12 protein-coding genes are annotated in these 16042 nt (G+C 44.1%); 9 read left to right on the plus strand and 3 right to left on the minus strand.

Annotated features, from left to right (window positions below; genetic code table 11):
• Nucleotides 1-6 precede the first annotated feature (6 nt).
• Nucleotides 7-864: a LysR family transcriptional regulator gene (locus tag J8Z23_RS18125; RefSeq protein ID WP_005396661.1), complete on the plus strand. Its 858-nt coding sequence runs from the start codon at nt 7-9 to the stop codon at nt 862-864.
• 123 nt (nt 865-987) lie between these two features.
• On the opposite strand, the gene J8Z23_RS18130 is transcribed toward J8Z23_RS18125, so the two are convergent.
• On the minus strand, nt 988-2535 hold the full coding sequence (locus J8Z23_RS18130) for an arylsulfatase (protein WP_046875994.1): 1548 nt from the start codon (nt 2533-2535) through the stop codon (nt 988-990).
• A gap of 330 nt (nt 2536-2865) precedes the next feature.
• Between J8Z23_RS18130 and J8Z23_RS18135 the strand changes: the two genes are divergently transcribed.
• From J8Z23_RS18135 to J8Z23_RS18145, 3 genes are all read left to right on the plus strand, one after another.
• Nucleotides 2866-3237, plus strand: a complete 372-nt coding sequence (locus J8Z23_RS18135; protein ID WP_253658126.1) for a winged helix-turn-helix domain-containing protein — start codon at nt 2866-2868, stop codon at nt 3235-3237.
• An 89-nt stretch (nt 3238-3326) separates the two neighbouring features.
• Nucleotides 3327-5681 carry a fatty acid cis/trans isomerase gene (locus J8Z23_RS18140; protein ID WP_258634213.1) on the plus strand — a complete coding sequence of 785 codons (2355 nt, stop codon included), beginning with the start codon at nt 3327-3329 and terminating at the stop codon, nt 5679-5681.
• An 18-nt stretch (nt 5682-5699) separates the two neighbouring features.
• Entirely contained in the window at nt 5700-5891 is a 192-nt protein-coding gene (locus J8Z23_RS18145) for a hypothetical protein (RefSeq protein WP_005376565.1), read from the plus strand.
• Nucleotides 5892-5940: 49 nt separating this feature from the next.
• On the opposite strand, the gene torS is transcribed toward J8Z23_RS18145, so the two are convergent.
• On the minus strand, nt 5941-8904 hold the full coding sequence (gene torS / locus J8Z23_RS18150; protein ID WP_434635669.1) for a TMAO reductase system sensor histidine kinase/response regulator TorS: 2964 nt from the start codon (nt 8902-8904) through the stop codon (nt 5941-5943).
• Between the two features lie 43 nt (nt 8905-8947).
• On the opposite strand from torS, the gene torT reads away from it, so the two are divergent.
• Together torT and J8Z23_RS18160 are read left to right on the plus strand one after the other, a co-directional pair.
• Complete coding sequence (gene torT / locus J8Z23_RS18155) at nt 8948-9997, plus strand: TMAO reductase system periplasmic protein TorT (protein WP_080619283.1); 1050 nt, start codon at nt 8948-8950, stop codon at nt 9995-9997.
• A gap of 64 nt (nt 9998-10061) precedes the next feature.
• Nucleotides 10062-10517, plus strand: a complete 456-nt coding sequence (locus J8Z23_RS18160; protein WP_005376571.1) for a methylglyoxal synthase — start codon at nt 10062-10064, stop codon at nt 10515-10517.
• Between the two features lie 77 nt (nt 10518-10594).
• On the opposite strand, the gene helD is transcribed toward J8Z23_RS18160, so the two are convergent.
• Complete coding sequence (helD, locus tag J8Z23_RS18165) at nt 10595-12664, minus strand: DNA helicase IV (RefSeq protein WP_150916766.1); 2070 nt, start codon at nt 12662-12664, stop codon at nt 10595-10597.
• A 324-nt stretch (nt 12665-12988) separates the two neighbouring features.
• On the opposite strand from helD, the gene yccS reads away from it, so the two are divergent.
• The 3 genes from yccS to J8Z23_RS18180 all read left to right on the plus strand — a co-directional run bounded on the left by yccS (nt 12989) and on the right by J8Z23_RS18180 (nt 15940).
• Nucleotides 12989-15142, plus strand: a complete 2154-nt coding sequence (gene yccS, locus J8Z23_RS18170; RefSeq protein WP_434635670.1) for a YccS family putative transporter — start codon at nt 12989-12991, stop codon at nt 15140-15142.
• A 184-nt stretch (nt 15143-15326) separates the two neighbouring features.
• Nucleotides 15327-15557 (plus strand): hypothetical protein, encoded by a 231-nt coding sequence (locus J8Z23_RS18175; RefSeq protein ID WP_041853076.1) that lies wholly within the window; start codon nt 15327-15329, stop codon nt 15555-15557.
• 80 nt (nt 15558-15637) lie between these two features.
• Complete coding sequence (locus tag J8Z23_RS18180; protein WP_005396673.1) at nt 15638-15940, plus strand: hypothetical protein; 303 nt, start codon at nt 15638-15640, stop codon at nt 15938-15940.
• Nucleotides 15941-16042 lie beyond the last annotated feature (102 nt).

Here is a 16042-nt window from a genome sequence, read left to right on the forward strand (position 1 = left end):
AACGTTATGGACTTGAATTTGATCCAAACTTTTCTTGTTGTCGCGGAGTTCCAATCTTATACGAAAGCCGCGGAACAATTGGGGCTGACACAACCCGCTGTGAGCGCTGCAATAAAGCGTTTAGAACAAGTGGTCGATAAGCAATTATTTGTCAAAAAAGGGCGAGGTATAGCACTAACATCCACCGCCTATCAACTGCTACCACAATTCCAGCAAGCGGTTAATATCATTGACAATGCGATATCCGATAAGAATCATTTTGAAGTGTGTTGTTCCGAAATTTTATTGCACATTATGGACCCGATAAAGAACACTATTTTTTATGAATCGCCTCCTGAAAAGTTCTTATTATTTGAGCTTCTAAGACAACAAAAAGTCGATCTTGTCATTGATACTGTTATCACAAAAGATGCCGCATTTATTATTGAAGATGCCTACGAAGAAGAGGCGGTGATTATCTGTCGTGAGAATCATCCCCGCGTGCAAGGCTCGCTCTCAAAAGAGCAGTTTTATGAGGAAACTCACTGTTTGTTTTCAGGGAAATGGAACAACATGAGCGGTTTTGAACAGCTATCCCAAGAAACTATTCAAGAGAGAAAAGTCGATTTGATCACATCTTCGCTTGCTGGTATGGCGTTGTACGTCGCGCAACGCGATTGTTTAGGCTTAGTGTCTCAATCTTTTGCAAACAAATGGAGTAAAGCCCTTAAGCTTCAAGTTCTGCAATGCCCTATTTCTATATGCGCTATCCCTTACAAGTTTGTTTACCATAAGCGAGAGATGAACAACCCTGCTCATATTGCGCTACGTGAAAAAATTAAAGCGAACTTAACGGCAGCCCACTACGAGCCAGTTTCCTTGTAGGCCTTGTTGATTCGCATTTTCTTTGCCATTCGTTGCTCTGAAAGCTTTTATTAGACGGAAAAAAGAGGCTCATATGAGCCTCTTTTCTATATGGTTGCATCGTATTGCTTACGTAGCACTAGCCTACTTATTTGGGTTCTCTTTTAATTTCTCCATCACCTGATCGAGCGAGAAGCTTGCCGCTTTTTGCCTTGGTGGGAACTCTTTAAATGTTTCGAGGAATCTGCCTACGTAAGCTTGTGCAGGAACAAGCATGTAAGCACGGTCTAGCATCCAATCATAGTAGGTGTTGGAAGTGATATCTGCCACTTCGTAAGGATCCATACGTAAATTGAAGATCTTAGGAACTCGAAGTGTAGTGAATGGTTCCGCCCAAATGCGCAGCGTACCTTTTGCTCGTTGCTCCATGAAAACCAGTTTCCACTTGTTATAACGAAGTGCGGTTAAGTCTCCATCATCCGAGAAGTAAAAAATCTCTTCACGCGGTGCTTTCTCTTCTTTGCCAGTTAAATATGGCAGGAAGTTGTAACCATCGAGATGCACTTTGAATTTCTTACCATTCGCACTATAGCCTTTGAGTAATTTCTCTTTGATACTGTCATCACCCGCGGCAGCAACGAAAGTTGGCATCCAGTCCATATGGTGCATGATATCATTCGAGACAGAGCCAGCTTTAATTTTACCCGGCCAACGTACCATCGCAGGGACTCGATACGCACCTTCCCAGTTGGTATTTTTCTCTCCACGGAATGGCGTTGTACCTGCATCTGGCCATGAGTTCATGTGTGGACCATTATCGGTTGAATAAAAGACTATCGTGTTGTCTTTTATGCCCAAATCGTCCACTTTTTTCAGTAGTTGGCCGACATGATTATCATGCTCGACCATGCCATCTGCATACTCACTGATGCCTGTTTTTCCCGAATTCTCTTCTTTCACGTGGGTGCGGAAATGCATACGCGTTGCGTTCCACCAGACGAAGAAAGGTTTTTCAGCTTTGACGGCACGATCCATAAAATCGAGAGCCGCATCCAACGTCTCTTCATCCACGGTTTCCATACGCTTGCGAGTCAGAGGCCCGGTGTCCTCGATTTTGCCGTCAGCGTACGAGCGAATAACGCCTCGTGGACCAAACTTTTTACGAAACTCTGGATCTTTAGGGTAATCGACGTTTTCTGGTTCTTCCTCGGCGTTCAAGTGATAAAGGTTGCCAAAAAATTCATCGAAGCCGTGGTTAGTAGGCAGGTGTTCGTCTTTGTCGCCTAAATGATTTTTACCAAATTGACCCGTCATATAGCCCATCGGCTTCAACATTTCGGCAATGGTGGCATCTTCTTCCTTCAAGCCAAGATCCGCGCCAGGAAGCCCTACTTTACTTAAACCCGTTCTAAGGACGGTCTGGCCTGTGATAAAAGTAGAACGGCCCGCAGTACAAGATTGTTCACCGTAATAATCCGTGAACATCATGCCCTCTTTCGCGATGCTGTCTATGTTTGGTGTTTTGTATCCCATCAAGCCGAAGGTGTAAGCACTGAGATTGGACTGGCCAATATCATCACCCCAAATGACGAGAATGTTAGGTTTCTCTGCCGCGATACTGCTACTTGTCGCGCCAATTAAGGCGGCGGCAAGAATCGCTAATCGACGTTTTACGCCATATTTCGCTGTCATATAAACCTCTGTGTGTATTAGAAAAGAGCTTCCTGCAACAGAATGTATAGTCTAGAAATAGTGGATAAGCGAATCTTAGAAATAAGAACTTTAGAGACATTAACAGCTGCTCTAGTCCCCAAAATAGCTGATTATTTGCTTTAGAAATTGTGGTAATACCTATTGATTTGGCGATTTAAATTGGTGCTCTTTCCGTTGTAGAGTTATTTCTTCCATATCAGAATTTTGATATGACTCAGACATATTGCATTACAAATAAAATACAGCATTGATTTCACGCCAACATTAATGATAATGGTTTTTACTATCATTAATAATTAAAATGCCAATATGTTTGAGTCTAACCTTTCGTCTGCTCCTAAGACGGCAGCTTCCGATAACGGTCTCAATAATGAATATGAGCTCGTACTGGACAAGCACAGCCATACTGTGATGATAAATCGTCCGCCAGACAAAAAGTTAGTTCAGCTTACAAGCGTTCAATTCGAGCTGCTCCGTACTCTGACTCATTATCAAGATCAAGTGCTTAGCAAACCTTTCCTTTATGAAACGGTATTGAAGCGCACGTTCTCAGAGCATGACCGCGCACTCGATATGCACATTAGTAGAATAAGAAAACGACTGGTTAGCGAAGGGATTAACGCGGATCGAATTCAGACCGTTCATCGACAAGGTTATGTATTTAAGCATGCGAAAAAGTAAAGAAATCGCGGCGAATTGCTCCAACTTTTGGTAATTGACCGCTTATTTTGCTTTAATTAATGCAAATTCTAATCACGTAAAATAACTCAATGAATTTGCGCTTAATTTTTATACTTTGCATTGCTACATTGTTTGCTGGCTGTGCAACCTATGCGGGCCTTAACTATGACCAACTGTTTGGTCCACAGCTCGTTCGTGAACGTACGGCGGACGTGGCTACACCTCAAGCAAACTTCTTCCAAAGCGAAGTCAAACCCATTATGGATAACCGCTGTGTCGTCTGTCATGCGTGCTACGATGCACCATGTCAGCTTAAGCTTTCTTCCGTTGAGGGTATTGACCGTGGCGCGAGCAAAGCACTGGTATATGAAGGAACAAGACTTACTGCCGCCGCGCCAACACGCTTATTCGAAGATGCAGAAACAACCCAAGAGTGGCGCGATGCGGGTTTTCATCCGGTACTTAACGAACGTGATCAGAGCATGGCGGCCAACATTGATGCAGGCCTCATTGCACGTTTGCTACAACAAAAAGAACGCCACCCGCTGCCTGATCAAGTCCAGTTAGAAGGTTTTGATTTTTCGATAGACCGAGAACAAACCTGTCCAACAATTGAAGAGTACGAACAGTACGAAAAAGATAACCCAACCTGGGGAATGCCTTTTGGTATGCCAAACCTATCAAACAGTGAATACCACACACTGATGACTTGGCTGGAAAACGGCGCGATAATGAACGTTCACCAACCAATTAGTGAACAAGAGCAAGCTCAAATTGACAAGTATGAAACTTTGCTCAATCGCGCTGATCTAAAAAATCAACTGATGGCTCGCTATATTTACGAGCATTTGTTTTTGTCTCACCTCTACTTTTCAGAACTCACTGAAGATCCTCGATTTTTTACGTTAGTTCGTTCTTCTACTCCACCGGGGCAACCAGTAAAACGTATTTCAACACGTCGCCCGTACGATGATCCCGGGGTTGAGCGCGTGTTTTATCGAATTATTCCAGAACAAGGGACGATTGTAGATAAAACGCACATGCCGTTCGCGTTAAACAAGCAACGTATTGAAAACTGGAACACATGGTTTATCGATGCTGATTACACGGTTAATCAACTACCGAGTTATGAACCTGAAGTTGCTGCAAACCCGATGACATCATTTATCGATCTTCCGGTTAAATCACGCTTCAAGTTTATGTTGGACAATGCGCAAAACACGATCATGGCTTACATTAAAGGGCCTGTTTGTCGTGGCCAACTTGCACTGAATGTTATCAATGATCGCTTTTGGATATTCTTTCTAGATCCAGATAAAGCAGATATCCCTGAAGTAAATGAGTTTTACCGATCTCAGGCTGATAACCTAAGACTGCCAGCAGAGCAGGAAAGCAACACGCTGCCTGTTACCAACTGGGTTAAATACGCGCGTCAGCAAGCTCGCTACCTAGAAGCCAAGTCTGAATTTACCAATAACTGGTTTAAGGAAGGCGAAAACCTATCCACCGACGTAATTTGGGACGGTAATGGCACCAACCACAATGCGGCATTAACGATTTTCCGCCACTTTGACAGCGCGTCTGTCGTACAAGGGTTAGTTGGCGAGCAGCCGAAAACGGTATGGATTCTTGACTACGCGTTACTAGAACGCATCCACTATTTGCTCGTTGCTGGGTTTGATGTGTATGGCAACTTCGGCCACCAACTCATGACACGAATGTTCATGGACTTCTTGCGTCTGGAAGGCGAAAGTAACTTTATATCTTTGCTGCCAACCGACATGCGTCATGAACTGCAATCAAGCTGGTATAAAGATCAAAGTCCACAGTTAAGTGACTTTTTACAACGCAACGTGAAACCATTTAACCAACCAACCAGCGTCGAGTACAAAACTGACGAACCAAAAACAGAGTTAGTCGAGTTGCTTAGAGAACGAGTTTCAGATGTTCTTCTTCCGCGCTACGAGGTTAAAGATACTGAGCTTTCTGCTCAAAGTGAACAACAGCTCCAACGTATTGGCCAAGTTCGCGGAGAAGGTCTGAAAACCGTTCCGCAAATCACCATGCTTATGGTGAGAAGCCAATCTGGAAAAGATGAGTTGTTCACCCTACTTCACAATAATGCACACACGAATATTTCTAGCTTGTTTGATGAAGAAAGCAACCGCGACTTTGCTAACGATGATATGACCATCGTACGTGGCGTTGTGGGAAGCTACCCAGCGGCATTTTTCTCGATCAACGAAAATCAAGTAAAAGAATTTGTCGATCAATTTAGTGCCATCCAAAATGAATCCGATTACGTTAAGTTGTTGGATAATTTTGCGATTCGCAGAAGCTCAGAAAAATTCTGGCCGTTTAGCGATCGTCTGCACAATTGGTACCGTACAAAACAACCGATCGAATTTGGATTACTTGACTATAATCGTTTTGAGAATCGATGATGATTTAAGGGGGTTCTCATGGGTATCCGAGATAACATTGCCGCTCTTGAACAACAGATTTACGTTGCTTGTTCTGAGGGAGACTACGAAACGGTCAACATGCTTGAGCATCAACTCGAATACTTGCGTGGCAAAGTGGAGCATCCTTTTGATGACGACCCTTATGCCCTAGACACTCGATTCGAGTGGGAAGATGACATGACCGAATAGAAAAAACCTCCGGCTTGCCGGAGGTTTTTGTTTTTGGGATGCAATTGATTTACTTCGCCATCAACTCATCAAGAGCTTGAATTGATTCAGACACTTGAGACACCAATTGATCTTTAGTCGCCATGTAGGTATCTAAAGGTTGAGGCGCAGCTTCAATTTCTTGGCAAGAGTTCATTAATGCCGTAAGCCCTAAACTCCCTGCGCTGCCTTTTAGTTTGTGAGCAAGGTTCTTCACTTCTTTACTGTCATTACCACCAGCAGACACTTGCAGCTTGCTTAGTACATCGGCACTGGTCGTTCTAAACAGATTAATGATGTGCAACATCTTCTCTCTGCCCAAGATTTTCATATCGGACTCAATCACGCTCGGGTTAATGATGACCACATCTGATTCCTCTGTTTTAGGGACTTGAACAACCTTTGATTGTATCGCTTGTTCTTGAGACGAAGTTTGATCAAACGGGGTACAGTCGGCATTTTGTGGCAACAACAACGGTTTTCCATCCAGCGCATCCTGAATCAATGCCGCTAGAGCTTCTTTTGCCAATGGTTTAGGTAAATACCCGTCAAAACCTGCAGCTAAATAGCGCTCAACTTCTTCGGCAAAAACGTGCGCAGACACTGCGATCATAGGCGTAGCAGCAAGGGCTTTATTGGCTGGTTTGTTACATTCAATTTGTTTTAAACGTTGGATTAACTCGGTTCCATCACAGTCTGGCAAGTTGATGTCGACTAAAGCGATATCAAAATCCTGCGTGCTGCTCAGTTGCTCTGCCTGTGAGCCGTTTTCTGCCATCACGACCTGGTGGCCCATGCTTTCTAAAAAGCCTTCCGCAACCACTCGGTTTACTTCATTGTCTTCTACCAACAAGACTTTCGCTTTCACTTTGCAGCGCGCGGTTGCCACTGCACCGGTTTCAACAGGCTCACTTTCCTCTAATGGAATGGAAAACCAGAATCGACTGCCATCTCCTTCTTCAGAATCGACTTCTAAAATACCGCCCATCGCTTCAATGATTCGTTTACTGATGGCCAAGCCAAGCCCCGTTCCTCCAGTTTGACTCATCCCACCTTCGGCTTGCGTGAAGGCATCAAACAACGTTCTCTGATCTTTTTTGGCAATACCTATCCCGGTGTCTGATACTTCAAATAGGACTTGCGACTCATCCTCTGGGTTGAGGCTAACGTAGATATCAATTTCACCTTCGTCAGTAAATTTAATCGCGTTTCCGACAAGGTTGTTAAGCACTTGACTGATTCTGGTGACATCCCCTTTCCAATAGCGACCTACATCACTTTCAATATGATAGGAAAACAACAGCTTCTTCTCTTGAGCTCGGCTGTTCATTAACTGGAAAGTGTCTTCAACCATTTGGTGTAAATCGAAGCCCATGTGGCGAATCTCTAAATGCCCTGCTTCAATCTTGGAGTAGTCCAGCACATCATTCAGAATCGCGAGCAACGTTTTACCACTGCGGTTGATGATTTCCGCATAACGCTTTTGAATAGGGTTGAGGCCTGAATCAATCAACAAACGTGCCGTTCCGAGCACTCCATTCATCGGCGTTCTGATCTCATGGCTCATGGTCGCCAAGAATGCTGATTTAGCTCGACTCGCTTGCTCTGCTTGCTTACGAGCTTTCGCGTGATTCAAAACCTCTTCATTCAAACGGCGGTTCGCTTGTTTTAACTGTGAAGTGCGTTGCTCAACGAGCTCTTCCAAATGCTCTTTGTGCTCTTCGAGCTCTCGCTTGGCTTGAGCTTCTCCCTCTGCGACCACTTTTAGCGCTTGCGCTGTATTTCGAGCCGTGATGATAGCTTGCCCCATATGCGCTAGCTCATCTTTGCCTTTTACCTCCAGCTCGACGGCTAAGTTACCCTGCGCCACAGAAAGCAGCGCGGCAGAGTACTCTGCCAATCGCTTAACCACAGAAAGGTATACAACACGCCATAAAATCAGCACCAACACAATCAAACCAACAATTGAAATCACCGTTAGAGACCACTGAGCGAATTTCAGCGTGCTCGTCAATTCATCCACAGCGACGGTTGTCGTTTTGTTTGAATCATCAACCAATTTGTTTACGGTGCCATTCAGCTCCGAAAACAATTCCAGTGTCTTTTGCATCAGTTGTTGAGATTGTTCGTTATTCTCATACTGCTGCATCAAAATAGTGAACACGACCTGACGCTTACCGAGCTCTGTTAGTAGTTGGCTCATTTGTTTAGAGCGAGTGGGATCTTCCACGGCAAGCACACGGCGCTTCATGATTTTGAGATTACTTTCAAAATCACCTTGCACCTGCTGGATGCGCTCAATATTGGTTAATGTGCGAGCTTCTTCAATTTGATTCAGCATTTTAAAAGCCAGTAAGTGCAGCTCATGCAATCGCTCCGTCAGATCTAGATCCACTTCCACCAGCGCATCTAGTGCCTGATAAACTTGCGATTTTTTATTCGATTCTAATAAATCATAGATATGTGTGACGTTAGCAACGGCAATGGTGCTCGTGTTCTGAACTTGCGTGCGAGTTAGCTGTTCCAACTCTTCACTCAGTAAGCGCATCTCTTCGACACGAGTATCAATCTCTTTTGCCAGCCACAGCTTTCTTTCAACCGAAACACCAAGTTCTGCCAAGTTGTCGATAACGTTCTGGACGTTACTCTCGAGATCTTCTAGCAATTGAGAATCAAACGACTCACTCCCCAGCTCTTTGATATGAGTAAGCAATGATTCGAGCTGTTCGAAAAGCACACGCCCAGACTCTTTTCTTTCCTGCTCGTTTCTTGCGTTCGATAACAGTTGTACAGACGAAATGATGCGAGTACTCAACTCAGAGACTTGCCTCGCTTCAATCATGGCGGGAATTGCAGAATCCACGACATTTCTTTCCGTCTTGGCAACTAAAGAAAATCCAGACACACCAATAAGTGCCGATAACATAACCAGCATTGCCATCGCAATGAAAGACAACAAGAGTTTACGACCGATGCTTGCGGTTGCTAGCAACATATTTTCATGACCTTAATGTTCGTGTTCAGCGACATATTACGTTATATTTTGCAGTGTTTACTTAATCTATGCCAACGAACTTCATTTCATGGTTAAAAATCAACACGCATTTCGCACAATTTTCAAACATTCTGCAGTCACATTAGCCCTTGTCGCTTCTTTACCAGTGGTTGCAGCAGAAAAAGTATGTGCCATTTACCCTCACCTAAAGGATTCATACTGGTTATCAGTAAACTATGGAATGGTGTCCGAAGCGAAAAAAGAAGGCGTCGAGCTGAGAGTCCTTGAAGCGGGTGGCTACCCAAACAAAACGCGTCAAGAGCAACAACTCGCACTGTGCAGCCAATGGGGAGCAGATGCGATTGTCCTTGGGACAGTGGACCCACAAGCCTATGAACATTCGCTTAAGAATTGGGTCGGAAACATTCCTGTCTTTGCTACTGTGAACCAACTCGATCTGGATGAAGAGCAAAGTGAGCTGTTAAAAGGTACGGTCGGTGTTGACTGGCACTGGATGGGATACGAAGCGGGAAAATATCTGGCTGCTCGCCATCCAAAGGGATCAGGAAAAACAAACATTGCCTTACTTTTGGGGCCGCGTACTCGTGGAGGTACGAAGCCCGTGACTGCCGGATTTTATGAAGCGATCCAAGGAAGTGATATCAACATCGTTGACTCGTTTTGGGCAGACAACGACAAGGAGTTACAACGTAACCTGGTTCAACGTGTGATTGATATGGGAAATATAGATTATATTGTTGGCAGCGCGGTTGCGATTGAAGCCGCTATCAGTGAACTGCGTAGCGCAGGCAAAGCTGAGGAGATCGGTTTGGTTTCTGTGTACTTAAGTCACGGTGTTTACCGAGGACTATTGCGTAACAAAGTGCTCTTCGCACCAACAGATAAAATGGTGCAGCAAGGCAGGCTTTCCGTCATGCAAGCAGCGCATTACTTGAGGGGTGAAGCGTATGACAAACATGCCTCACCAACGATCAAACCACTGACTCCGAAGACACTTCATGACGATACGATCGAAGAATCGTTATCTCCGTCAGAATATAGGCCGACATTCCGTGTTAAGGCTGTTGATTGAAAGACAAAAAACGTGTTCTATTGAATAACAACAATTTTAAAATCATATAAACGGAAACATCTTGATGCAAAAAACCATTCGTACCATGCCAACCCACAAACATGTGGCTTTGGTTGCCCATGACAACTGCAAACCTGAGCTACTTCGCTGGGTAAAAGAAAACAAAGAAAAACTGCAGAGTCACTTTCTTTACGCGACTGGCACAACCGGGCACATGTTGAGCAAAGAAACTGGACTGGCGATTAAGAGCATGATCAGTGGCCCAATGGGCGGTGACCAACAACTTGGCGCGCTCATTTCAGAAGGCAAAATCGACGTTCTCGTTTTCTTCTGGGATCCGCTAAACGCCGTACCTCACGACCCAGACGTTAAAGCGCTTCTTCGTATTGCTAGCGTTTGGAATATTCCTGTGGCAACGAACCGAGCCACCGCTAAGTTCTTGTTTAACTCCCCTCTTCTTGAGCAAGAAGTGGATATTGAAGTACCGGATTACGAAGCGTATCTTGCTGAACGCATGTAAGCTTTGATTCCAACCGAATAACGTAAAGGCGATACTGAGTATCGCCTTTATTGTTTCTAAAATTCAGAAATCTGCCTTCAACGCGAAGTGATGATCGGATAATCGCCATTGACGAGCTCTTGAACAAATGCGGACCCAGCGCCAGTGTGCGTAATCCAAACTTTCTCTTTCGCACGCGTAATTGCCACGTAAAACAGCCTGCGCTCTTCTGCGTGAGGGAATTTGTCTTTGGACTCGGTCAATGCGCCATCAATGTGAATTTGCTTCTTCTTCGCAGGGAATTGCCCCTCATCCACAGAAAGAATAATGACAAAATCAGCCTCTCGCCCTTTGCTCGCATGGCAAGTCATAAAACGAATATCGAGATTAGGAAAACGTCGCAACCAATCGTCATACAAGTCGGGCTTATGATAATGATTACGTCCTAACAATAAGACTGACTTGGTTTGCTTGGCTTGTTGATTCAATTGATCCAAGATCTTTTCAACTTGGTTACTCGGTGCGGTATGCACACTCTTCTGCTTACGTTGCTTGTGGCTATTTAGTGTTTTCGGCAATTGCGATGGGTTTTGCTGAACAAAAGTGTTTGCCACATCACCAATCTGATTGTTGAAACGATAAGTCGTATCTAGATGATGAACGGTAGAGTGAGCAAAGCGCTCTTTAAACCCAGTGATAAGATCGACGTCCGCACCAGCAAACTGATAGATGGCCTGCCAGTCATCACCAACCGCAAACAACGTCGCACCCGCTTGTTTCGGTGTGGATTCGCACAGTGCTTCAATCAGTGCTAAACGGTCTGGAGAGATATCTTGGTACTCATCGACCATAATGAAGCGCCATGGGGAGACAAATTTCCCTTTATTTACATAATCTGTCGCACGACTGATCATGGTAGGGAAATCCACTTGATTGCTTTCTTTAAGCATTTTCTGCCACGCAGTAAAACATGGCCAACACAAGGCGAGTTCGCTGTTTAAACGAGTATAGTCTTGGTGATTTACCAACTTTTCTTGCACTTGCTTTTTGGTTAGCCCTACCGCAGCTAAGTGAGACAACTGAGAGTCTAGCCACGCGATCAGTTTTGGGTTTTCTGAGTGACTTCCTAACTCATCGTCCCCTTTTAAATAGGCAATCGGCCATTTGTCTAAATGTTTTTGCCAACGTTTAAAGTTAGTAGGCGTCATCCAATGCTTTTTCAGCCAATCTACACACCATGCTGTTCGCTGGTTGTCATCTAACGCCAACGGACTGATCTCAACAGGCTGTTGCTCAACTTGATTAAGTATATATAAGCCTAGTTGATGGAACGTATTCACACGCACACCGTCTGCGGCCATGCCTACTTTATCCACTAAACGCTCTTTCATTTCAGTCGCGGCATCACGACCGAAAGCCAGCATAAGCAACTCTTCTGCTTGAGCCTGGTGGCTTTGCAGCAAGTATGCAACTCGAGCCGTTAAAACACTGGTTTTGCCAGAGCCTGCGCCAGCAAGGACTAAGTTGTGATCATCGTTGAGCAACACCGCATATTGCTGGGATAAGTTTAAAGGCGAAGATTCTATGCGATTAAACAGCACTTCCCAATTCGGACGTTCTTCCTCAAGCCAATCACGATTACGCTCACCAAGCGTCGCAGACGTATCAATAAGCCAAGGTTCGATTTCCGCCATGCGATTCGGCATCCGCATTTTGGCTTCTTCTAGAGTGGTTTTCATTTCGCTTAACTCTTGGTTAAGACTTTCCACCCAGGAGACCACTTGAGAGTGCGATAGATAGGCAGGAAGATGCTTAAGTTTGTAGAGCTCTTCTTCCCACTTAGGTAGATACTCAGCCAGTTTTCGGCACTGAGTATTGTGCCATTCTTGATACTGACGAACAGCTTCAAGAGCAAACTTACGACATTGTGGCCACGGTAGCCCTTGTACTAGCCAGCTTTGTTGTTTGCCTTCGTGCTCATGAGCAAAAAACTGCAAAGAGCTCCATAACAACCCACGCTTTACGCTAACTTTGCCATTCCAGATCGTAAAAGGAATATGTTCTTCACTGCCTATTGAGCTTAATAAAACACTGTTCTCTTTTATTTCGACGTGATGGTACTCATTTTGAATAAAAAACTGTGCTTTGCTAGTGGCAGTAAGCTGCATGAAACGTGCGCCTTTTAAGTTAAAAGTTGTCGATTTATATCATTTTAAGGCGCCAAATTGTAGCAATGGCGAGCACCTAAGTAAGCATCTTCTTTTATTCTTTAATAAAATTCACATTACTGTCGATTTAGTAACCTAAAGCTCATTCTATTTGAAGCTGACTTTACAATTATAGACACATTGCGTGGCTACTTTAGTATAAGTCAATGACATCCCTGTTGATTTTATCAGCAACAACGAATTTTTCTTAAAGTAAATCATAAACGCGCTATAGTGGGTTTGGTAGTATTCCCCCCGTTCTTCATCGGAAACATAAGGCGCATTGTGCAAGCAACTTCTAAATTTCGGCTCTATTGGGCAAACAAGACCATAAATTACAGCGTTCTTATCCTAATCACCTTACTGGGTGTGGTTAGCCCGACTTGGTACTTCGAGAAAAACACGCTGATCACGCCTCTAATATTGGGCGTTATTGCTGCTGCTTTGGCAGAGAGTGATGACAGCTTCACTGGGCGCATCAAGGCGCTGATTCTGACTTTTCTCTGTTTTGCGCTCGCCGCTTTCTCAATTGAAATCTTGTTCGACACCCCTTGGGCATTTGCTTTAGGGTTATTTATCTCAACCTTTGGTTTTATCATTCTTGGAGCGATAGGTCCTAAATACGCGAGCATTGCTTTTGGCTCTTTGCTGATCGCCATTTACACCATGCTTGGTGCGCATGAAAGTACTAACATTTGGTTTCAGCCACTACTGCTTTTAACTGGTGCTGCTTGGTATTACTTCATGTCGATGATTTGGCAGATATTTTGGCCTCTTCAGCCTGTGCAACAAAGCTTAGCCAATGTGTTCTTCCAAATGGCAAATTATCTCGATGCGAAAGCCAAGCTTTTTCACCCTGTCACCAACCTAACGCCACAGCCACTTCGGATTGAAGCCGCCAAGTGCAACGCAGCGACGGTGATGGCGCTAAACGCTTGCAAAGCCACATTACTAAACCGCTCGAAACGCGGCCACATTGATGGCCCTAGTGATCGATTCTTAAATATCTACTTCATCGCTCAAGACATCCACGAACGAGTCAGCTCTAGCCATTACCGCTATCAAGATTTAGCAACTGAATTTGAACGTTCTGATGTGCTGTTTCGCTTTAAATATCTTTTGGAATCTCAAGCCCAAGCGTGTCGTGATATTGCATTAGCGATTCAGCTAGGGAATGAATACTCACATACCGATCAGTCCATCTTGGCCTTAGCTGAAGTGCAAAATTCACTTGCTTACTTAGAAGAACAAAAGCAGGGACACTGGAAACGTCTGCTAATGCAGTTAACATATTTATTCAATAACTTAGCGACGGTAGAAAAGCAACTGAATAACATTAACAACCCAGATGTCGAGGGCCTAGAGGAAGATACGCTCGCCGATACTAACCCGCACACATTAAAAGCCATGTGGCAGCGTATATCCGCGAATTTACACAAAGATTCGATGCTGTTTCGACACGCATTGCGTATGTCGATTGCCTTGACGATTGGTTATGGAATCATTCAAGTATTCAACATCGACCGAGGTTACTGGATACTCTTAACCACTCTCTTCGTGTGTCAGCCGAACTACAGCGCAACACGTCAAAAACTGACAGCGCGAGTCATAGGCACTTTAGCTGGTTTGTTAATTGGCGTACCATTACTGACTTTCTTCCCTTCTCAAGAAAGCCAGCTAGTGTTCATCGTTATTTCTGGCGTGATGTTTTTCGCCTTTCGGATGAACAATTACGGATACGCAACTGGTTTTATCACACTACTGGTCCTCTTCTTATTCAACCAGTTAGGTGAAGGTTACGCGGTTGTGCTTCCTCGACTGGCTGATACCCTCATCGGGTGTGTGCTTGCTGTAGGAGCCGTGCTGGTTATTTTGCCAGATTGGCAATCGAGAAGGCTGCACAAAGTCATGTCGGATGCGATAGATGCTAACAAACAGTATCTCGATCAGATCATTGGTCAGTATCGAATTGGTAAAAAGGACAACTTGAGCTATCGCATTGCTCGTCGTCAAGCCCATAACAGTGATGCCTCACTTTCTTCTGCCATCAGTACAATGCTTGCGGAACCTGGTAAATATCGTGCTGCCGTTGATGAGAGCTTCCGCTTCTTAACGTTAAATCACGCAATGCTGAACTATATTTCTGCTCTTGGTGCGCACCGAACTCGCATTGAAGATGAGTCAATTCATAAGCTCGTTTTAGATGCGCACCGCTGTATTCATCAGCATTTAGACGTTCTCCATAAACAGCTTCACCAGCATTGCGAAGAGTGCGATTTATCTAATATTGACGACGCAGGGCTTGAGCAACGCTTGAATGAGTGGCGAGATGAAGATGATAGTTCCGCTCGCATGGTATTGCAGCAACTTCACCTTATCTATCGCATGCTCCCAGAGCTACATTCACTTGCCAGTAAGTTTGCAGTGAGGGTTAACTAGTAACACACGCATATAAAAGGGAAGCGAATTGTCGCTTCCTTTTTTCTTTCTACTTTTCTATCTACCCCAAAGTGGGTAATCATGTACCTTCATAGGAAAAATCTGACGTATCACTTAACGCACCTTGACAATATTCGGACAAAAAGCAATCGATCAAATTCTAATCTATCTAGGTTGAATAAATATGTTGTATCCAAAGGACGAAGAATTTCGGGAAATGAAGGATAAACCGAATTACAACGAGGGTATTGAGATGAACGCACAACAATTTAATGAACTTAAACAAAAGCTCAGTGATTTAACAGCGAGTCAGTTGAAATCATTACAGGGTGAGATAAGCGTAAAGTTAAACAAAACGCAAAACCCAGTACTTTCTGTTGAAGAGCGAGAAATGCTTTCCAAACTGTTTGCTTAATCAAATCATTGATATAAAACACTTGAACGTTTTATAAACCCCACCTATGCTCTCATTAGCATAGTATTGGGAGTGGTGATATGCCTGTATCAGGAATTCAATCTGGGCACCAAATTGTTCAGATGTCACAGCAGATGGCTGAAAAAGCCGCGCATGGCATTAATGATAATTTAGGTAAAGTGAAAGAAGAGATCGCTTCTCACAACATCGATTTGGCTAAAGTGGCAGATGTCGCAATAACCGCTTCAACTCCTAGCCTCCCCTCTCAAAAAGTTGAATCACTCATCAACCTGACGCAAGCTGCAGGTTACAACCGAGTGGGTGCATCCGTCATTGAGAAAAACAATGAAGTCATTGGCAGCTTACTCGATATTCACGTCTAAAACTTCTTAGTTCCAACCTGTCACTACAAATCCGTAACAAGCCCTCTTTTGCTATCTAATGTTGTGCTATTTCGATTCAATAAGTCTCGATAAAAATCAATA

The sequence above is a fragment of the Vibrio sp. SCSIO 43086 genome (assembly GCF_051132235.1).
In the GTDB taxonomy this organism is placed as follows: Bacteria; Pseudomonadota; Gammaproteobacteria; order Enterobacterales; family Vibrionaceae; genus Vibrio; species Vibrio diabolicus.